We start from the raw sequence: 20987 nt of genomic DNA on the forward strand, positions 1-20987 counted from the left end.
CTTCTTTAAACCGAATTTTGGTTCATCAAAAGAATATGAGATGAACATGAACTCAAGTAAAGAAGAATTGGTGCTGGTTACCGGTGGCACCGGGTTTATTGCAGTGCATTGCATTGCTCAATTATTAAATGCCGGTTACCATGTAAGAGCGACATTGCGTTCTCTGGACCGTGAGGACACTGTGAGAGCCATGTTGCGCGAAGGCGGCGTTGACGCTGGTGACCGGCTAAATTTAGTGCAGGCCGATCTTGCTTCAGATGCCAACTGGAGTAAAGCTGTAAGTGATTGCACCTACGTTTTGCATGTGGCTTCACCTACTCCAAAAGTTAATTACAAACATGAGGATGAAATGATTATTCCGGCACGGGAAGGCATACTGCGTGTATTGCGCACAGCGAAAGATGCCGGGGTAAAACGCGTAGTGCTGACCTCCGCCATCGGAGCGGTTGTTTACGGACATCCTAACCAAACAGCACCTTTTGATGAAAATACCTGGACGAATACAGCAAATGCACCAGCCTATCAAAAATCAAAAACTCTGGCGGAAAGAGCAGCCTGGGACTTCATCAAAACGGAAGGAAACGGGCTGGAACTTGCTGTTATTAATCCGGTAACGGTTATGGGGCCGGTACTAGGACCTAATTATTCGCATTCCATTCACCTGATCAAAAATCTCCTGACCGGAAAGATGCCGGGTTGCCCTAAGATCAACTCGTGTTTTGTAGATGTGCGTGATGTGGCGGACCTGCACCTACGTGCAATGGAAAATCCTGCAGCAAACGGTGAGCGTTTTATTGCCACTGCCGGCGAAAGTATCTGGTTGGTGGCTGTGGCGAAAATATTAAAAGAGAACCTTGGTGCTGCTGCGGACAAAGTTAAAGTGAAAGAATTGCCCAATACTTTGTTACGTATTGCCGCGTTGAACGACCCGATGGGTAAATCGATGATCCCGCTGTTGGGTAAAGTGATGAACGTAACCAGCGCAAAGGCCATTCGTCAGCTCGGCTGGTCTCCGCGCCCTACAGAGGAAGCGATACTGGCCGCCGCGCAAAGCCTGATCCGTTTGCAATTACTCGATCAATAAAGCTAACTTTATACCGATGGAAGTAGCCGAAGTATTTATTGCCTGCAAGAAAGAGACCCATTACAGCCGTGAGCTAATTTTACCGCAACCAGCGCTGGTACATATAGTTTCCGGCGAAATGAGGATTGTTACTGCGGAACGTCACTATCAGTTTTTTGCAGGCGATACGATCTTGTTACCTCGTAACCAATTGGGCAGGATGAGCAAACTCCCTTTGGCGGGGCAGCCCTGCATAGCCATATCAGTTGTGTTCCGTAAAGAAAAGCTACAGCAATATTATACGGAAAATCAGTTGGCCACTTCACAACGCCATGGTGCTGAGCTCATGGTTTTAGGAGAACATCCCTTATTGAAAAGTTTGTTCAATTCTTTACAACCTTACTTTGAGCTGGCCGATGCTTTGCCGGGGGACATCGCTGCCTTAAAAGTCGAGGAAGCCATTCGTGTACTCCGGGTAATTGACCCTCAGGTGGATCTGCTCTTAGGGCATTTTGAAGAGCCCGGCAAACTGGACCTGGTTAGTTTCATGGAGCAAAACTATTGTTTCAATCTTCCGCTGGAGAAATTTGGTTATCTGACCGGGAGAAGCCTGACTACCTTTAAAAAAGATTTCAGAAAAGCTTACAACAGCACACCCGGCAAATGGCTCACCCGAAAACGCCTGGAACTGGCGCATTACCAGATCTCTGAAAAAAAACGAAAGCCATCCGAGGTTTACCTCGATGCAGGTTTCGAGGATCTGTCTCATTTTTCCTATGCGTTTAAAAAACATTTCGGATACAGTCCCGGCAGTTTGTAGAATAGCGATGCTTTATTAACCACCTTACTAAACGAAGATCTATGAGTTATGAAATATTATTAATCCAGGGAGCTGGCCTCGTAACCACAGAAGAAGAACAGGTAATTGCAGACGCCCTGAAGGCTGCACTTGGCAATGAGTTCAGGATTATATACCCGCCTATTCCGGATGCTGACAATCCCAGTTATCAAGCCTGGGATGCTGTTTTAACGGCCAGCCTGAAAGACTTATCGGGAAAGGTTATCCTGCTCGGCCATTCTTTAGGAGCCTCTGTGATATTAAAGCATTTTTCCCAGGAGCCTGTTCCGGATAAAGTAATCGGAATGATCCTGTTCGGTGTTCCTTATTGGAAGGATCAGAACTGGGATGTTTCAGAGTATGTAATAGAAGATGATTTTGTAGCTAACCTCAGCGAGCTGGATAATATTTATTTTTATTACTCAACAGACGATGAGGTGATCCCCCGTCAGCAATTTGAAACCTACCAAAAGTTATTGCCGCAGGCACATTACAGGGTGTTCTCAGGTATGGATCATTCTTATCATAAGGCTATACCGGACATGGTTGCTGATATTAAGGAATTGGCGACTAAGTGCGCAGGGGAAAAATAGCCACCAATGATATAAAATGCCGTAATAATTGCGACTATTTCACAAGCTAATTTTGTGACACTAAAGAAGTAAAATATGAAGAAGATATTTCTGGTCGTTGGCATATTGGCTTGTTGTTTTAAAGTAAATGCACAACAAAATAAAGATGAATATAAATTAATGGTAGATTCAGCCATTAGTACTATGTATACCCAGTATCTGGATGTAATTAAGAAACAGCGTAGTGATTATTATCTTAACAACCTGTATTTATTAAACGAACAAGACCAGCCATTAAATTATGTGCCATCCAGCAGTAAGTTTAAGCTTATAAATATTTATGATACCCGAAATAGGAAACTACTCTCAAAAGGCATTTATGCCTGGAAAGTATTCACAACATTAAAGAAGAATCAGTTTACAATCAATATTGTGAATTTTTACATCACCTGTAAAAAACGCAATTATGATTTTTCTAATGGAGGAGGCTCAACAACAGTATTCGAATATTCTTGTGACAAAGATAATTGGCAGTTAATTACTTTCAAGAACTGGGGTATTTAGTATTGACTATTAGCAAGAGAACATTAAGATAACCAAAGTAAAAGAACAGCGCCTTTCTCAAAGCGCTGTTCCTTTTTAACTAGTATTCCTGGAAGTCATAATACGAAACGGGGCCACCGTTTACAGCCACCTGTACATAGGTGTTTGCATTGTCTACCGCATTGCAATAAACCGGGGTCGATGGTGTAAGGAATCCATATCCGTTCGCGGAATATACTATGTAACTGCCGGAAGAAACATACAAATAATTGCTCGACCAGCTTAAGCCGGATATGGGGCCATTGCCAAAAGCATAGATGAAATTCCAGGCGAAAGCCGGTGCCTTCACGCCTGGGATGGAAGCTGTTTGTTTTAACGCGGAAGTGGCTTTCATGCTAAAACCGCAGCTAAGAATGATGGCTGCAGCTAAAAGTAGCGTCCTTTGGGTCATAAGATAACATTTAGAGGTTAATGTGATTAAACTTTCTAAAAGTTAATGAGACTTTCTTTAACCGGTTCATCAATTTGTATCATATTGTTGCCAATTTGTATCATTATAACTATCACGACAAGTTAGTCCTGCTTTTTAGGGGTAATGAAAATTTATTTTGTTTATTGAACACCGTTCAATAACTTTGCATCATCATAATTAAAAGCAATGGGTATCATCGAACGAAAACAAAGTGAGCGGGAAAAGATGCACAAGCTGATTTTAGACAGCGCCCGTAAGATATTCCTTAAAAACGGGTACGAGCAGACCAGTATGCGGAATATAGCTACGGACATTAATTACAGTCCGGGTTCCATCTATTTTCATTTTAAAGATAAAGGGGAGATTTTTAAGGAATTGCACCGGGAAGGTTTTCAGTTACTGTTAGGCAAACTGAAAGTACTTGATAATGTGGCCGATCCTTTCGAGCGCCTGAAGGCTGTTGGCCGCGTTTTTATCCAGTTTGCACAGGAAAATAAAGACTATTATAACCTGATGTTTATTGTAGATGATCCAGGGAAAGAGAGTGAAGGCGCAGGCTTTAAAATCGCACAGGAGGCGATCGGTCATCTGTTGAATATCGTTAAGGCCTGCCAGCAAAAAGGCAGGTTTAAGGATATGGATGCCGAGTATTTCACCTTTATGATGCTCTCTGCCATGCACGGGATTTGCGCATTATTCTGCAAAGACCGTACAGCCAGCTTTGTCGGCAAAACCAACGAGCAGTTGATGGACCATGGCTACGAGTGTTTTGTTGCGCTGCTTGAAAAAGCATAGCATTTTTTTTGCCCCATTATTGAACAGTGTTTAAATTTAAAACAGTGGTTAAATTACATGTTTTCTCGTCTTCGGTTGTCCGTCTTTTGTTAGTGGCGGCAGTCCCAATTGCCTCAGTCAGTGGATTGAGCGCCCAGAGCCGCCTGGATGCGTACATCATCTCCGGCCTTGACTCTAACCAGAGCATCAGGCAACAGGACTTCTTATTTGAAAAAAGCGTCCTCCAGTTACGGGAAGCAAAAACGATGTTCTTACCCAACGTTGCGTTTTCTACAACCTACACTAAGGCTGCCGGCGGCCGGACGATAGACTTCCCCACAGGTGACCTGCTGAACGGAGCGTATGCAACACTTAATCAACTTACAGGAAGCAAAACTTTTCCACAGCTGAAGAATGAACGCATCCTGCTCAACCCGGACAATTTTTATGATGCTAAATTCCGCACCAGCCTGCCCATCTTAAACGCAGAGCTGATTTATAACAAGCGGATAAAACAGCAGCAGGTGGCGTTACAGAAGACAGAAGTACTCCTCTATAAACGGGAGCTGGTGAAGGAGATTAAAACGGCCTACTATACCTACCTGAAAGCCGTGAACGCAATGAAGATCTATGAGTCGTCCGCCCGGCTTGTGGAAGAGAACCAACGCATCAACGACGCCCTCTATAAAAATGGTAAGGTAAATCGTACTGCCACACTCCGGAGCAGGAACGAAGTGTCGAAAATAGCAGCTGCGTTGACAGCAGCCACCCAAAACGCAGTATCCGCCCGCAATTACTTTAATTTTTTGTTGAACCGACCACTTACAGACAGCATACTGGAAGACACCATCCTTCAATTGCCTGCACAGGATTATTTACCGGGTAACGATGTGATAAACCGGGAAGAGCTCACCAAACTAAAGATAGGCCAGGATATCAATACCAATCTTACCGGGCTCGCCAAGTCTTACCTCATTCCTAAAATAGGCACCTACGTGGATCTGGGATCGCAGGCATTCGACTGGAAATTTGATAATCACAGCCGCTATTATTTCTGGGGCGTTTCCCTGGAGTGGAACGTGTTTTCGTTTGGCAGGAATTCCAATAAAATAAAGCAAACCATAATAGACCGGCAAGCCATTACTTCCCAGACAAGCTATGTGCAACAACAACTGTTTACGGAACTCTCCGTACGCCGGAATGAGATGGAAAACACCATTGCGCAATATAAGGCGGCGCAGTTTCAATTGGCGACCAGCCAGACTTATTACAGCGATATCCTGAAGCTATACAAGCAGGGAACGGCCCTGTATATAGAGTTGCTGGATGCCCAAACCCAATGGATCGATGCTCAGTTGCATGCCAATATAGCCTTGTTCGATGCCTGGATAGCTGCTACCGCAGTGGAACGGGCTAATGCCACTTTTAAAATTCAATAATCAAAAAAGATGAAAAAACTTCAATTTATAAGCGGCATCGCTGTAATAGCGTTTTGCCTGCTGGCCGCCTGCAAACAAGGGCACAAGGAACATCATCCATCAGGTGAACAGGAAATTATTCCTGTCAAAGTTTCGGCGGCATCTTCCATAGAAATACCGGGTTTGATCAATGCTACGGGATTGGTTAGTACGGAAGAGGAAGCTAAATATTCTTTTAAGATAGGAGGCGTCATTACCAGGATCATGGTGGAAGAAGGCCAGTTTTTTAAGAAAGGGCAATTATTGGCCATGCTTAACTCCACGGAAATCTCCGCCGGCCTGGAACAGGCGGGCTATGGCCTGGAAAAGGCACAACGGGAATATCAGCGCGCGGAGAATCTTTACCGTGATAGTGTATATACCCTGGAACAATTACAAAATACCAGGACAGCTTTGGATATAGCTAAGAAGTCCAAAGAAGCCGTTGCATTCAATGAACGGTACTCAAAAATATACGCTGCCACCAATGGATTCGTAAGTAAGAAACTTGCCCACGAAGGAGAAGTAATAGGCGAAGGAATGCCGGTGCTTTTAATAAATGCAACACAGCCAAACAACAACTACCTGCTTAAAATAGGGGTTACCGACCTGGAATGGGCCAGTATCAAAGAAGGACAGAAAGCTACTGTTACCCTGGACGGCTATACGGGGAAAACATTTGATGCAACGGTGTTCCGTAAGTCCCAGGCTGCCGACCGCGAGATAGGGTCATTCCAGGTAGAACTGAAACTTGCACTCGGCAGTACTGTTCCCGCTGTGGGCATGTTTGGCAAGGCCGAAATCGCCACCAGCAAAAACGATAGCGTGATGGCCATATCCTACGAATCGCTGGTGGAAGCGGATGGAAACAACGGGTTTGTTTTTGTCACCGTTGGCGACAACAAGGTGAAGAAAGTACCGGTAGTCATTACCAGGTTCGATAATGATAAGGTGTATATCAAAAATGAATTGAACCGGGCAGAAAGGATAGTAATATCAAACAGCGCTTACCTCAATGAGCAATCAACTATTAAAATAATCAGATAAACAGCGCCATATGAAGATTACAAATTTTTCTGTCAGGAACTATCAGTTCACGCTTATCATATTCATGCTGGTGGCGATAGTTGGTGTGCTTACGCTTTTTACCATGCCGAGGTCGGAAGACCCAACAACCCATCCGCCACAATACCTGATCACAGTTATCTATCCCGGCACCAGCCCAAAGGATATGGAGGAGCAGGTGGTGAAGCCGATCGAGAACAAGATCTATGGCCTTGAAAACATAGACAAGATCCTTACATCTGTGGAAGATGGCGTAGCGGTTATCCAGCCGAAATTTAAGTACGGCGTTGATGTCGATAACAAATACCAGGAAATTTCCACAGAAATAAATGCGCTGAAAAACAGCGAACTTCCCAGGGACATTTACCTGATTAAGACGGAGAAAATTTCATCCTCAGATGTAAAGATCCTGCAGGTTGCATTGGTGTCCGATAATGCCTCCGGCAAATCGCTGAGAGACCAGGCCGATATTCTTAAATCACGCCTGGAGAAGATAACGAACCTCAAAGAGGTGAAGTACTTTGGAATGCCTGAACAGGAGATCCGGATCGATATGCAGCTGGACAAACTGGCCCAGTTGAAAATACCGCTCAATATCGTGGTGGGCAGTTTGCAGAGTGAAGCGGCCGATATCCCGGGTGGAAGTATTCATCTGAATAGCAAGGTTTTCAACGTAAAAACAAGCGGGAAATTCAAGGACGTGGATGATGTGGCCAACACCGTTATCTATAATGCCAACGGAAAGATTGTTTATCTGAAAGATGTGGCCAATGTGAGTTATAAAGATGGAACAGTGAACCATATTGTCCGTTTGAATGGACACCGGTCAATATTGGTGACCGCGGCGATGAAGGATAATGTCAACATCAGTAAAGTGCAGGAAGAGTTCCTGCCGGTGCTCGATGAATTTAACAAAACCCTGCCGCAAAATATTAAGATGGTCAAAAATTTCGACCAGGCGAATATGGTGTCGGAACGGCTGGGCCATCTTGGTTTTGATTTTGTGCTGGCCATTGTGCTGGTAATCGTTACCTTACTGCCATTGGGATTCAGGGCATCGCTCATTGTCATGATCTCCATTCCGCTGTCCCTGGCCCTGGGATTGATCGCGTTAAACTTATTGGGCTATTCATTGAACCAGTTGAGTATTGTTGGCCTGGTAGTGGCCTTAGGCCTCCTGGTGGATGACAGTATTGTGGTGGTGGAAAATATTGAGCGGTGGCTCAGGGAAGGGCACTCCCGGATGGATGCGATCTTAAAAGGCACAAAACAGATTGGTGTGGCGGTTGTTGGCTGCACTGCCACTTTAGTCATTGCATTTTTACCCCTTGCCTTTTTGCCGGATGTAGCAGGTGAATTCATCCGCAGCCTGCCTATGGCAGTGATGACCAGTGTGCTTGCCTCCATGATCGTAGCGTTGACGCTTGTTCCTTTTGTTGGAAGCAGGATATTGAAAACACATACGCACGGCGAAGGTAACTTCTTCCTGAAGTACCTGCAGCGTTTCCTTACCAATTCATACCGCCGTGTAATGCCACTGGCATTGAACTGGCCCAAAACAACCATCGGCATCTCCGTAGGATTAAGTGTACTGGCGTTCTTTTTATTTACACAAACCGGCTTTAAGCTTTTCCCTACTTCCGAAAAACCGATGTTCCTGATCAACATCAAAATGCCTTTACAGGCAGACATCCCTGAAAGCGACCGCGTAACCAAACTGGTAGAAGCGGAACTGAAAAACCATAAAGAAATCGTGTACTATACGGCCAATGTCGGCAAAGGCAACCCGCAGGTGTATTACAACGTGCACCAGCAGGATGTGAAGCCTGATTTCGCCCAGGTATTCGTACAAATGGAAGAAGAGGCCACTCCCGGCGCAAAGAATGCATTGATAAAACAGTTACGGCAAAAATTCAAAGATTTTCCTTACGCCAGGATTGAAGTCAGGGACTTTGAGCAAGGCACGCCTATTGAAGCGAACATCGTGGTCAGGGTGTTTGGCGACGACCAGGAAAAACTGCGGGGGCTTTCGTTTAAAGTGGAAGAAATACTGAAAAAGCATCCGGGCACCTTCTTTATAAATAATGAACTGAACACTTATAAATCGGACGTAAAAATAAAGATTGACAAGGAGAAGGCGCGCACCCTGGGCGTACTTACCAGTGATATAGATAAAGTTATACGCCTGGCAGTGGCAGGACTTACCGTTGGCGATTACATTGACGACCGTGGTGATGCACGCAATGTGGTTATTACTTTGCCGCGTGACAAATTTTCAAATCTTGATGCCTTCCGGAATCTTTATGTCAACAATATACAAGGTGTTCCGGTACAGGTAAGTCAGATTGCACAGATAACTTTTGAAACTTCACCAACAGCCATCAATCATTTTAACAAGTCGCGTTTTGCGAAGGTAACCTCGCTGACTAAAGAAAATGTGTATGCCAACGATATCCTGAAAGATATCATCCCGCAATTGAATAAAATAAAAATGCCTCCCGGGTATTATTATAAATTATCGGGTGAGGCAGAATCAGAAGGCGATGCACTGGGAGGTAATTTCTTGTCGGTTATATTACTGAGCAGTTTTCTTTTTGTCGGGGTTTTGTTGCTCCAGTTCAAGACTTTCAAAGGCATTATCATCGTACTCTCCATTATACCACTGGGCATATTGGGCGGCGTTGTCCTGCTGTTGCTGACAGGCAACCCGATGTCACTCGTATCCATTATCGGTTTTATCGGCCTTTCGGGCATACAGGTTAAAAATTCACTGCTGCTGGTCGATTTTACCAACCAGCTGCGGGCAGAGGGATACAGCATCGATGAGGCCATCGGCAAAGCCGGCGAAACGCGTTTCCTCCCGGTTGTACTTACATCCATAACCGCTATTTGCGGGTTGCTGCCCATTGCCTTGAATCCCAACCCGCTTATTGCCCCACTGGCCATTGTATTAATCGGCGGCCTGATCAGTTCAACCATCCTGTCCAGGATTGTAACACCGGTGATGTATAAGTTGATTCCGCCGGCAATAGAAAGCAACGAGGCGGTAACCGCAAATAAGACTTCTGAAGAATCTAATTAAATCAAACAATTCAATTTTAATCTATATGAAAGAAGATACTTTTTATTCTGCTAAGATCAAAAAGAATCTGGCGAGTCAACAACAGCAATAATTAACTTAAGTGAAAAAAAAACTGCTGATATTCCCCCACCTTTGCCTAAAAATATTCAATTATGGGAATATCACCTTTAGGCATCTTTCATACTATTATTGGTGTGGTAGCCATTATCGCAGGACTAGCATCTTTTTTTAAATTTGGAAAAATCAGCCTGGCCCACCAGTCAGGTAAGGTTTACTTTCTCGGAACACTGGTTACCTCCCTGACCGCGCTGGGCATCTCCAGGCATGGAGGGTTCAATCCCGGGCATGCACTTAGTTTGCTGGTGATTGTATTGATTGGTATTTCATATTTCCTGTTTAAAAGAAAGCAGGAAAGCAAAAAAGCACGCTACTGGGAGAACTTTGCTTTTTCATTCAGCTTTTTTCTTTCTATGATCCCAACTGTCAACGAAACTTTAACAAGGATTCCGTTGCATCACCCGTTGGCAAGCGGACCAGGCGACCCTGTGGTGGGCAGAACGCTGTTAGTGGTACTGGTATTATTTATTGCGGGTGCCGTTTATCAGTTTATCAAACAGAAAAAAATCAACAAATCTGCGGGAATAGGGTAACTTATTTTACATTAGTGTAAAATTGATGCAGATAAATGATTACTACTGATGAAACTTATTTATTAAGACAGGTAATAACAGAATTTTCAGGACTGACAGAGGAGGATCTCTCTGTTAGTCTTGCTTTTTGGCATAAACGGAAAATTGCTAAAGGAGATTTCTATAACAAGCAGCATGTTGTTTGTAAAGATTTGGGAATTGTGGTCAAAGGGATGTTCAGAGTTTATTATTATGACCCTAAAACCGATGAGGAAAGAAACATTTTTTTCTTTTCCGAGCATCAATTTATTGTTTCTTTCAGGAGTTTTATTTTTCAGTATCCCTGTGTGTACTATATAGAGGCATTGGAGGATGCAGAGATCCTGTGCCTGAATTACCCCGATCTGCAGGATTTATACGCATCTCATAAAGGATGGGAGAAATTTGGGAGAATTCTTGCGGAGCATTTTTTTAATCATTCTCAGGGGAGAACAGAAGAACTGTTGTTTTTAACCCATGAACAAAGGTATCTGAATTTACTACAAGAACATCCCAACATGGTGCAGCGTGTACCTTCGTTTCATATTGCGTCTTATTTAGGTATCAAAAATCAATCGCTGAGCCGTATAAAGAAGAGGATTTCGGAAAAGAAGCATTAAGGTATCCGTCATCCCAGCCTAACTGTCCTGCATCAGCGCTGATCTTCCTCCATCTATCAAATAGGTGATGCCGGAAGCAAATGCCGCAAAGTCACTCGCCAAAAATGCGCACCATGCGCCTACTTCCTCAGGTGTACCCAATTGCTTTACCGGATGAAGGTCTTCCGTTCTTTTCCTTTCGGCGGCAGGATCCGGAAAAGAATCGAACCAGGTTTGATTCCCCGGGGTGTCAATAAAACCAGGCGCAATACCCACGGTGCGGATGGCAGGCGACCATTCAATAGCCAGGCTGCGCACCAGTCCGGTCAGCGCTGTTTTGGCGATGTTATAAGGAAAGCAACCGGGAATAGTATTAAATGCATGATTGGAAGTAACAATGATAATCACGCCATTGCCTGATTGCTCCAGCCAGGGCTTGCAATACTTTGCCAGCTGCCAGTGGGCGGTCAGGTTAAGATCTATATTCCGCTGCCATTCAGCAGGCTGCGTGTTGGCGGCTCCGGTAAATATGTTGGCTCCCGCGCAGGATATCAGGATATCGATACGACCATGCTTTTGTGCCACCGTTTGCACAAAATCCTGCAGTTGCCCGCTATGCGTTACATCCACCGGTGTGATTGATTGGCTGCCCTGAATATCGCAGCCTTCCACGATGGCGCCTGCCTGCTCCAGCATGCGGAGAATGCCTGCGCCAATGCCCGAAGCCGCACCGGTCACTATTGCAACTTTGTCTTTTAAATTTATCTCCAACGACATACGCTATTCAGTTAGTTTTCTTCATAGGTAACCCACCGGGTTACCATTCGCTATACATAAAATCCTGGTTTGGGCTCCAGGATGCCAGGATGCTTTTCCATTTCAGCTTCTACGAGGTCCACGCCCAGGCCCGGACGTTTACTCAGGTGCAGATGCCCGTTTTGTACCATCTCTGCTATAGGATGGGTGATCACGGTATCTCTCCAGGGCACATCAGTAAACATAAACTCCTGGCGGAAGAAATTCGGAACGGAGGCACACACCTGTGCAGAAGCAAGGGTAGACAATGGTCCGTTGGGATTATGCGGCGCCAGTAAAACATTGTAAGCCTCCATCATGGTAGCCATGCGTTTCATTTCCGAAGGGCCGCCACAACGGGTAATATCAGGCATCATAATATCACATACATGCTTTTCCAGCAACGGACGGATACCATGCCTGGTATAATGACGTTCGCCCACACAGATGGATACGTTGGAAGGAATCCGTTCTCTCATGGCCCGCAGGGTATCCGCACTTTCCGGGCCTGCCGGTTCTTCATACCAGGTGATATCCAGGGTGGCTAAGCGCTGCGCCATTTTCACCGCTACCCGGTAGTTTAACATCGCATGTGTTTCGATCATGATGTCGAAATCCGGACCTACCGCCTCCCGCACGGCCTTGCTCACTTCAAAAGCAAGGTCCTGTTGCGCAGGGGTAAGGGCGAGATTGGAAGAAAGATCTTCTCCATAGAGATAGTTGGTATGTGCAAAAGGATCAAATTTTAAACCGGTAAACCCGGCATCCTTCACCTTTTTGGCCTGAGCGGCATAGTCGGCCACATTATGCCCGCCACCTGTAAACCAATAATTGGCATACAGCTGGATTTCCTGCCTGTAAGCGCCTCCCAACAGTTCATAGCAGGGAACGCCCAGCACTTTCCCTTTCAGGTCCAATAGGGCCATGTCTATGCCACTGATGGCACAAAGCGATGCACCGTAAGGTCCCATCCAGTTGAGATCCCGGTAAAGTTTCGTCCAGATGAAATCCGTTTTCATCGGGTCCAGGCCAATAATACGCTCGCCTACATGTTTGGCAGCATGGTACACTATCGGACTTCCGGGCCAGTTAGTGGCTTCCCCCACACCAGTATGCCCGGTGTCGGTATATATTTTTAATAAAGTCCAGTTGTATTTCACACCTTCTACTAACCACACCTTTACATCAGTAATTTTCATGATTCACAAACTTTTATTCGATAATAACTTTTAAGGTACCTGTTATTGATGATATATGATCAAGGCAGGCTAATGGTTAGCTTCCCTTCCAATGTTTTGTTTTTTATATTGATACGGCCATCGCTATGCGGTGTACCATAAAATGGTTCAGAACCATTGTTGGTGTAATCGGCCAGCAGCCAGTGAACGGTGGCGTCCTGCAGCCAGGAGCGGGAATGTTGATGGCCATCTGCCAGTATCCTTACGCTGTGTCCATTTTTATTTGATAAAGCAGCCTGGTAAACATTGCGTTTGGTAGATCTGAAATCGTTGGTGCCCAGTTCGTTGGCATCGTCTTTCCATGATCCGGCAGGCTGCACGCCATGCTCTTCCACACCCTGTATATAACGGGAATTCATATACGCAGTACCTGCGGTTCTGGCGATGTCCGTGGAGTCATAACAGGAAAACTCCCCTTTACGTACCCATGTCAGCTGGTTGAAGCTGGCAGGAAGTTCCATTATCAGGCCGTATTGGTAAGGCAGCGTATCGTTGCCTTTATAAGTAAGGCTGTAGGTGGTAATAAGATCGCCACCGGGCGTAATCAGGTACGACTGTTTTCCTTTCCCATCGGTATAAGTAACGTCCATGTCTATACGTACTCCTTCAGGCAATTGCCTGGTTTGGAGGTGTTGGGCAAAGAGGGTATAGAGCGGATAATTTTTTAACGGGTATATGTTATTCTGATAAGTTTCTCCTGCTACATTCGGTTTCCCGCCATCTTCACTGTTTATTGGTACCACACTGAATACGGGGCCCTGGTTCATCAGGGTGTCATTACCTTTCCTAATGCTGGTAATAATACCTTTTGTTTTGCTGATAGTGTAGCTATACGGACCTTGCTGTACGAATACGGCGCCGGCATTTTCAGTAACAGTCACCCGATAGTTCCTTGGAGCCGGCGACGCCGGCGGCTTTATGCCTAATAACTCTTCCGCACATACGAAACCGCGTGGGTCGGTGAAAGTCAGATGAACCGTGCCCTCCGTACTTTTGGGGACCTTCAGTTTACCGGTTTTACCGGGCAGGATGGCGGAGGAGAGATGTTGCTCACCGGCAGTGATCTTAAGATCTGCAAAAGAAAGCTGGTCGTAGCGGTTTTCCACTGTCAGCTCATAATAGGCGCCTTCTTCAGTTACCTTTGTCACACGTACAGGGCTATACGCTCTTTTCACGCCGGTGTATTCGGGTTTGGGTCTGCGCCATCCATCAATGGGTCCCCAGGGACCGTAACCGGCTATCTGGCCATCCGGCAGATGGAAAATATCATCAATACCGCTCCAGATAGCGCCGCCCAGGCAGCCTTTGTAGTGATAGATGGAATCGTAGAAAGTTACGAGGGGTGCATTGTAGGCGCTTCTGATACCTGGATCTGTCAGCAGTTCCCTTCTGTTGTAACAGGAAAGATGTGCATATTCACCAAAGAGTACCGGGCGCGTGGAGCCAGCTGCCTTAGCCGGACCATTGATGCCGGGATAATGATACACGGCGATATCGGCCTTGCTGTTGGCATTGTTAAATCCGCCCCAGCACTGATCGTGAAAGGTAGTTGGCCGATGAGGATCGGTGGCTTTTACGAAAGCCTGGACCTTTTCCCAGAGCGGGCTCCATAGGGATTCATTGCCGAGTGACCAGATAATTACCGAAGGATGGTTTTTCCCGGCCTGGATATTATCTGCATTCGCCTGGATCATGTAAGGAAGGAATTTTTCATCCTTGTAATCCCACAGTTTCCAGATAGGAGAGGCGCCATGTTGAACCCAGGTGATGGCTGCTTCACTTTCCACAAACAAACCGAGACTGTCGGCGGCCTGCAGGAATTCTTCTGACGGCGGGTAGTGGGAGGTACGAATGTAGTTACAATTGGCATCCCTGAATAATTGCGCATCTTCCCTGGTCAGTTGCGGACTCACACTTCTGCCGGAAAGCGGGTGGGTATCGTGTTTACATACACCGCGGAGTTTCACCGGCCGGCCATTTACCAGCAGTTCGTTTCCTTTTACCTGTACTTCCCGGAAGCCAACTTTAGCGGTGTTGGACTCCACAATTTGTTTATCCCGGATTAAATCTGTTTGGAGTGTATAGAGATAAGGCTGTTCTGCACTCCACTTTTTTGGGCTGCGCACTGCGATCGTACTTTTTACAGCGGCGGTACTGTTGGCATTTACAGTCCCTTCCGGATTTTCGGAATGCTGAAAAACTACATGGCCATTGGCGTCGGTCAGCGTATAACGGATTACAGCATTAGCTGCTGCGGCCGATTCGTTGGCGATACTGGTGTTTATTTGTAGCGTACCATTTTTATACTGTTTGTCGAATGTGGTGTTCAGCCGGATATCCGCCAGGTTTACTTCCGGAACGGCAAACATGGTTACTTTCCTGAGCAGACCGGCTACATGGTGTACTGCATATTGAGAAGCACAGGCCAGGTAATCACTTACCGTGAGTGTTTGTATGGCTACAGTGAGTGTATCGTTAGCGCCGTGGAGGGCTTTTGTGATATCGAGTTCAAAAGGTACAAATCCGCCTTCATGTTCGCCAACGGTGATGCCGTTCACTTTTACCAGTGCATGGCTGCTGGCCGCATCAAACCTGATTTTAATGCGTTTGTTTTTCCAATGGGCAGGGATGGAGAGCGGAAGGGAGTACACGGCTGTTTCGCCTTCGTCAATATTGAACCCCTGCATCACCAATTCTCCCGGAACCTTTACCGGGTACCGGCCCTGTAATTGCCATACTCCATTGAGGGAAATGACTTCCTCCGGGCGGGGCGACAGGCGCTGTGTTTGCGCCATGCTGCCGGTAAGCAGCAGGCAACCGAATATTGTTAGTAATTGCTTTTTCATGATTACATTATCCCATATTTTGCAAATGCCTGGCCGGCGCTCATGCCTTCCAGGATTTTCTGTTGTACCATTTTCTCGCCTCTTGCTTTTTCTATCGCCCGTGTAAATACTTCGGCGGCTGCTGCCTGTGGCACAATGCATACGCCATCCATATCACCGAGTACAATATCTCCTGGCAGAATGCGTACGCCACGGATTTCCAAAGGAACACGAAAATCAATCACTTTTCCTCTTGGCGCCTGGTCCTGCGCATATCTTCCATAGGAAAAAGTGGGGAAATTCAGATCCAGGATACCTTTGGTATCGCGGGAATAGCCATCTACCACTGCACCGGCGGCGCCCAGTATCATCGCCCTGGTGCTCATCAGCTCTCCCCACAAGGCATACGTAGCCGACGCCCCGGTGCAAATGTATACTTCATTCTTTTTAAGATCGTCCAATGCCTCCAGCATCAATCCGAAAGGCTTTTTAAGGATTTCATTGTAGCCCATATCCGGGTCCTCCGAAAACACGTCTGCTTCCAATACCGTCATAGCGCGGCCTACTACAAACATATCCGTACGCAAAGGTTGTATTTGCGGAGGAAGAAACTGATGCAGCAGTCCCATTTTATCCATAATATCACCTACTACCGCAGTGTATAATTCCTTCCTGACAATGGCAAACAGCTCATCGTCGCCCTCCCATAAAGGCGTTACTGGTTTCTGGCTATTTTTTTCGTGTATCATTTCTTTGTGGTATTACCTGATCCATAGGCTGTTAAGCCGCAAATGTATTTTATGCAAGTTAAGCCTTCACTAAGCGCCATTCTTAACTATCCTAACCCGGATATTAACGATTTTAGCAATCTTGTTTGTTTTTTTGCAGAAATGGGTAATAATATTTAATTTTCAGGCATGAAAGCCAGATTAATCGATACTGGACTACATGCCAACCGGCAATTTCGCCTAAAAACTGTTGATGAATATTATCTCAACTCGCCTTTCCATTTCCATGAAGCCTGTGAAATTGTATTAATTGAAGAAGGCTATGGGAAGCGCATTGTAGGAGATCATATTGATGATTTTGAGAAAGGAGACCTGGTATTAATGGGGCCCAACCTTCCGCATATCTGGCAGAATGACAATGTTTATTTTCAGAAGCGGAAAACCATGCGGGTAAAGGCGACGGTCTTATATTTTGATCCTTCCCTGGTATTAAACCTGATCGCCGGTTCTGAAGCTGCAGTGATCATTCAATCTTTATTTACAAAGGCCCGCAGGGGAGTGGTCATCAAACATGCCACACATTCGCTGATGTTACAGCGGTTTGCTGAAATAAGGGCGGCAGAAGGATTGAAAAGAATGTCGGTTTTCCTGGATATGCTGGATATGCTTTCCACCAGTAATGATATTGAATTCCTTGCCAGCGAAAATTACCACAATGCTATGACCATAAAGGATACCGGTCGTTTTAACGCGGTATACCAGTTCCTTATTACCAATTTTCACCAGGAGATTTCTTTAGATGAAATTGCCGGTGTGGCTAAAATGTCGCCCACCGCCTTTTGCCGCTATTTTAAGGCGCGTACCAATAAGTCTTTTGTCAGTTTTTTACAGGAAATCCGTATCTCTCATGCCTGCAAGCTGCTTCGCAGCAACGACCTCTCTATTATGGATGTAGCACTGGAAAGTGGCTATAATAACCTCGTGAACTTTAATAAAAACTTCAGAAACATCTTATCGCTTAGCCCCTCTGAGTATCGCAAAAAAGTGCGGGCAGAGGTAGAACCATCTGCCTGAGCTTATTTATTTAAATGATATTGGTGAAATGTGTTGACTTATTTGTAAAATATGTCAATATCGTTAATGTTCCGGATAAGATCGTTTAACAGACGGTGAAAGGGTAGTCTCATATTGCAGCTATTAAAATTCACCGTATGAGAAACACAAGTAAACTAAGTATCTTGATGTTTTCCTTCCTTGTGCTTTTACAGTTTAAAGCCGCCTATGCCCAATCCCGTAGAATAACGGGTGTAGTTAGAGGAACAGACAATCAACCAATTCCAGGAGTGACCGTTTTTTTAAAAGGTCAGCAACAAAATGCCAACACAGACGAAACAGGACATTATGCTATCCAGGTAGGCAATGCCGGTAAACAGGAACTTGAATTCAGATTGGTAGGATACCTGCCAAAAACAGTTCAGATTGGTACACAATCCACCATTGACGTATCACTTTCTGCTGATGTAAAAGGTTTGGGAGAAGTAGTAGTGGTAGGCTATGGTACCCAGAAGAAGGCCACCATGGCGGGCGCCGTTGGCGTCATTAAAGCGGAAGCGATTTCCAACCGACCTATTACCAGCGCCACCCAGGCACTCAGCGGACAGGTACCAGGCGTATGGGTAAACCAGAGCAGCGGTCAGCCCGGCAACGACGATGCTACCATCCGCGTGCGTGGTATCGGTACCATCGGCAACAGCAATGCATTGGTTATTGTAGATGGGATTGTAGGATCCCTTCGTTCGGTAAATCCAAACGACATCGAATCTATTTCCGTGCTGAAAGATGCATCGGCAGCTATCTATGGCTCCAGGGCCGCCAACGGCGTAATCCTGGTACAAACAAAATCAGGCAAGAAAGGCAAGGTGGTAGTGGACTTCAGCACTTCTTACGGTAAGCAGCGCGCCACCGCATTGCCGGAAGTGACTACTAACTCGGTCGACTATATGCAGCTGTACAACCAGGCGTTAATCAACCAGGGCTCGCCGGCATTCTATAGCCAGGCTACCATTGATGAATACAAAAATGGTAAAGACCCCATCGTTTATCCTAATACCGACTGGAGAAAAGTGGTGCTCCATGATGCCGCCATTCAAACCAATCAGCTCAGTGTGGCAGGTGGGCAGGATAAAACACAGTTTAATATGTCCCTTGGATATACCAACCAGGATGGTATTGTGAAAAACGGCAATGCAAAGTTGTATAATCTTCGCGCCAACATCACTTCAAAGATTAATAATAAGCTGGAAGTAGGGCTGCGCTCCGGTTTCAGGTATGAAACATCCAGGCAATCCTTTAACGGCGCAGGCAACCTGTTTACAGAACTTAACAGAACACTGCCATTTTATGGTACCTATACAGCCGATGGAGAATATGCCGGAACCTGGGTGAATTCCATCAATACACAGTTCCGTAATCCACTGGCTATGATTAATGAAGGAAAGAATGATGCAGCCATCAATGTTTTCAACGGCAACGCCTTCCTGAATTATGAAATTATTGATGGATTGAAGTTTAATTTAACGGGTGGCATCGACTATAGGAATGCGGACAACGAAATCTTTACCCCCAAAACGGATATTTACAATCCCAAAACCAACCAGGTAGCTTCCACCATGAATGCCGGAGGTGCCAAGGCACAGAACAGCTGGGAGAAAAATTTGTATGCTACTGTTTTTACCAGCCTGACTTACCATAAGGTGATTGCGGATGATCACGACTTTACCCTGGCTGGTATTTATTCACAGGAGAAAAACGATTACCGTTCGCTTTCCGGTTCTATCATGGGTTTTGTAAATAATTCATTAACGGAAATCAACGCCGGATTGGAAACACCATTGGTTAACGGTACTTCAAATGGTTGGGCATTGCGTTCCTATATCGGCAGATTCAATTATGCCTATAAGGAAAAATACATGCTGGAAGCTATTGCCAGGTACGATGGTTCATCCCGGTTTGCGCCCGATAGCCGCTGGGGCTTCTTCCCATCAATATTAGCTGCATGGCGTATTTCAAAAGAATCGTTTATGGAGTCGCAGCAGGTGTTTAATGAACTGAAAATACGTGGTTCGTGGGGGCGTTCGGGTAATGATCAGATTGGGTTGTATGCCTATCTGCCCACCCTGGCATTTGCCCGTTTTTATCCGTTCAATGACCTGATCATGACGGGGATTGCGCAGATGTCGATTGTAGACCAGAACATTCAATGGGAAGTAGGTACCAAGAAAAATATAGGGTTTGATGCCTCCATGCTGAAAGGCAGGATTAACGTTAATTTTGATTATTTCCAGGACGACCGTGATGGTATTCTTCGGACGATACAGCTGCCCGGTTTTATCGGTATCAGGAACGCACCTACGAAAAACCTTGCGAGCGTGAGCAATAAGGGTTGGGAGCTGTCGGCCGGTTACAACCAGGAATTTGGCCAGGTGAAATTCTCCGCCGGGATTAACGTAACGCATATACGAAATGAAGTGGTAAGTATTCCTGATCCGCAATTAAGCCTTAATGCGCTCATTGCGGGGCAGCCAATCAATGCGTATTATATGTGGAAAGCACTCGGAATTTTCCAAAGCCAGGAAGAAGTTGATAACAGTCCGAAACAAAACGCGGTTCCCACCAAACCAGGAGATATCAAATTCGAGGATATCAGCGGCCCTGCCGGGAAGCCGGATGGCGTAATTGATGCAAACGACAGGCAGGTAACGGGCAAACCGATTCCTACGTGGACCTACGGTGGTTACCTCACTGCGGCCTGGAAAGGATTTGATGCCAGGATAAATGTACAGGGCGTATCCGATGTAGATGCTTATGTTGGCAGCGAGTTATACTTCCCGTTCCTGAATGGCGCCGGCGTACTTAAACGCTGGGAGCCAGGCAATACCTGGACACCGGAAACCCCCAATGCAAAACTGCCACGCTTATTGCAGTACAGCGCTTCTTCCAGTCAAAACTACGCCAACAACAGCTTCTGGCTGCAGGACGCCTCTTTCCTGCGTATCAAGGATATACAAATTGGATTTACCCTTCCTGAAAGGTGGTTGTCGCGCGTGAAAATACAAGGCTTAAGGGTGTATGTGGATGCGCAGAACGCATTTACCTTCACCAGGTTTGAAGGGCTTGATCCGGAAAAAGATTTTTCCACTACATCTTCAGCACAGTATCCTAACGTAAGGATTCTTTCTGCCGGATTAAATCTGAAATTCTAACACGCT

17 protein-coding genes are annotated in these 20987 nt (G+C 45.7%); 12 read left to right on the plus strand and 5 right to left on the minus strand.

What is annotated here, in order from left to right; all coding sequences use genetic code 11:
- Nucleotides 1–40: 40 nt before the first annotated feature.
- The 4 genes from AB6805_RS14050 (at nt 41) to AB6805_RS14065 (ending at nt 3037) form a co-directional block, all read left to right on the plus strand.
- Complete coding sequence (locus AB6805_RS14050) at nt 41–1084, plus strand: SDR family oxidoreductase (RefSeq protein WP_370910054.1); 1044 nt, start codon at nt 41–43, stop codon at nt 1082–1084.
- A 16-nt stretch (nt 1085–1100) separates the two neighbouring features.
- Nucleotides 1101–1883 carry a helix-turn-helix domain-containing protein gene (locus AB6805_RS14055; RefSeq protein WP_370910055.1) on the plus strand — a complete coding sequence of 261 codons (783 nt, stop codon included), beginning with the start codon at nt 1101–1103 and terminating at the stop codon, nt 1881–1883.
- Nucleotides 1884–1924: 41 nt separating this feature from the next.
- Nucleotides 1925–2494, plus strand: a complete 570-nt coding sequence (locus AB6805_RS14060) for an alpha/beta fold hydrolase (RefSeq protein ID WP_370910056.1) — start codon at nt 1925–1927, stop codon at nt 2492–2494.
- Between the two features lie 75 nt (nt 2495–2569).
- A complete protein-coding gene (locus tag AB6805_RS14065) occupies nt 2570–3037 on the plus strand; it encodes a hypothetical protein (protein ID WP_370910057.1) in 468 nt (155 codons plus the stop codon).
- Between the two features lie 79 nt (nt 3038–3116).
- Here AB6805_RS14065 and AB6805_RS14070 read toward each other — a convergent pair whose 3' ends face one another.
- Nucleotides 3117–3467: a hypothetical protein gene (locus AB6805_RS14070; protein WP_370910058.1), complete on the minus strand. Its 351-nt coding sequence runs from the start codon at nt 3465–3467 to the stop codon at nt 3117–3119.
- 207 nt (nt 3468–3674) lie between these two features.
- Between AB6805_RS14070 and AB6805_RS14075 the strand changes: the two genes are divergently transcribed.
- From AB6805_RS14075 to AB6805_RS14100, 6 genes are all read left to right on the plus strand, one after another.
- Nucleotides 3675–4283 (plus strand): TetR/AcrR family transcriptional regulator, encoded by a 609-nt coding sequence (locus AB6805_RS14075; protein WP_370910060.1) that lies wholly within the window; start codon nt 3675–3677, stop codon nt 4281–4283.
- A 44-nt stretch (nt 4284–4327) separates the two neighbouring features.
- The gene (locus tag AB6805_RS14080; RefSeq protein WP_370910061.1) at nt 4328–5701 is read left to right on the plus strand and encodes a TolC family protein; all 1374 of its coding nucleotides are present in this window, start codon (nt 4328–4330) and stop codon (nt 5699–5701) included.
- A gap of 9 nt (nt 5702–5710) precedes the next feature.
- Nucleotides 5711–6766, plus strand: a complete 1056-nt coding sequence (locus AB6805_RS14085; protein WP_370910062.1) for an efflux RND transporter periplasmic adaptor subunit — start codon at nt 5711–5713, stop codon at nt 6764–6766.
- A 10-nt stretch (nt 6767–6776) separates the two neighbouring features.
- On the plus strand, nt 6777–9866 hold the full coding sequence (locus tag AB6805_RS14090; RefSeq protein ID WP_370910063.1) for an efflux RND transporter permease subunit: 3090 nt from the start codon (nt 6777–6779) through the stop codon (nt 9864–9866).
- 152 nt (nt 9867–10018) lie between these two features.
- Complete coding sequence (locus AB6805_RS14095; RefSeq protein ID WP_370910064.1) at nt 10019–10516, plus strand: hypothetical protein; 498 nt, start codon at nt 10019–10021, stop codon at nt 10514–10516.
- Between the two features lie 35 nt (nt 10517–10551).
- A complete protein-coding gene (locus AB6805_RS14100) occupies nt 10552–11154 on the plus strand; it encodes a Crp/Fnr family transcriptional regulator (protein ID WP_370910065.1) in 603 nt (200 codons plus the stop codon).
- A gap of 18 nt (nt 11155–11172) precedes the next feature.
- Here AB6805_RS14100 and AB6805_RS14105 read toward each other — a convergent pair whose 3' ends face one another.
- The 4 genes from AB6805_RS14105 to AB6805_RS14120 are packed head-to-tail and all read right to left on the minus strand — an operon-like array spanning nt 11173 to nt 16740.
- Nucleotides 11173–11910, minus strand: coding sequence for an SDR family oxidoreductase (locus AB6805_RS14105; protein ID WP_370910066.1), 738 nt, complete (start codon nt 11908–11910; stop codon nt 11173–11175).
- A gap of 50 nt (nt 11911–11960) precedes the next feature.
- A complete protein-coding gene (locus tag AB6805_RS14110; protein ID WP_370910067.1) occupies nt 11961–13127 on the minus strand; it encodes a mandelate racemase/muconate lactonizing enzyme family protein in 1167 nt (388 codons plus the stop codon).
- 59 nt (nt 13128–13186) lie between these two features.
- Nucleotides 13187–16012 (minus strand): glycoside hydrolase family 2 protein, encoded by a 2826-nt coding sequence (locus AB6805_RS14115; protein WP_370910068.1) that lies wholly within the window; start codon nt 16010–16012, stop codon nt 13187–13189.
- Between the two features lie 2 nt (nt 16013–16014).
- The gene (locus AB6805_RS14120; protein ID WP_370910069.1) at nt 16015–16740 is read right to left on the minus strand and encodes an RraA family protein; all 726 of its coding nucleotides are present in this window, start codon (nt 16738–16740) and stop codon (nt 16015–16017) included.
- A 168-nt stretch (nt 16741–16908) separates the two neighbouring features.
- On the opposite strand from AB6805_RS14120, the gene AB6805_RS14125 reads away from it, so the two are divergent.
- Together AB6805_RS14125 and AB6805_RS14130 are read left to right on the plus strand one after the other, a co-directional pair.
- Nucleotides 16909–17793, plus strand: coding sequence for a helix-turn-helix domain-containing protein (locus AB6805_RS14125; protein WP_370910070.1), 885 nt, complete (start codon nt 16909–16911; stop codon nt 17791–17793).
- A gap of 137 nt (nt 17794–17930) precedes the next feature.
- Complete coding sequence (locus tag AB6805_RS14130) at nt 17931–20981, plus strand: SusC/RagA family TonB-linked outer membrane protein (protein ID WP_370910071.1); 3051 nt, start codon at nt 17931–17933, stop codon at nt 20979–20981.
- Nucleotides 20982–20987: the final 6 nt, after the last annotated feature.

It is taken from the genome of Chitinophaga sp. RCC_12, from assembly GCF_041360695.1.
Lineage (GTDB): Bacteria > Bacteroidota > Bacteroidia > Chitinophagales > Chitinophagaceae > Chitinophaga.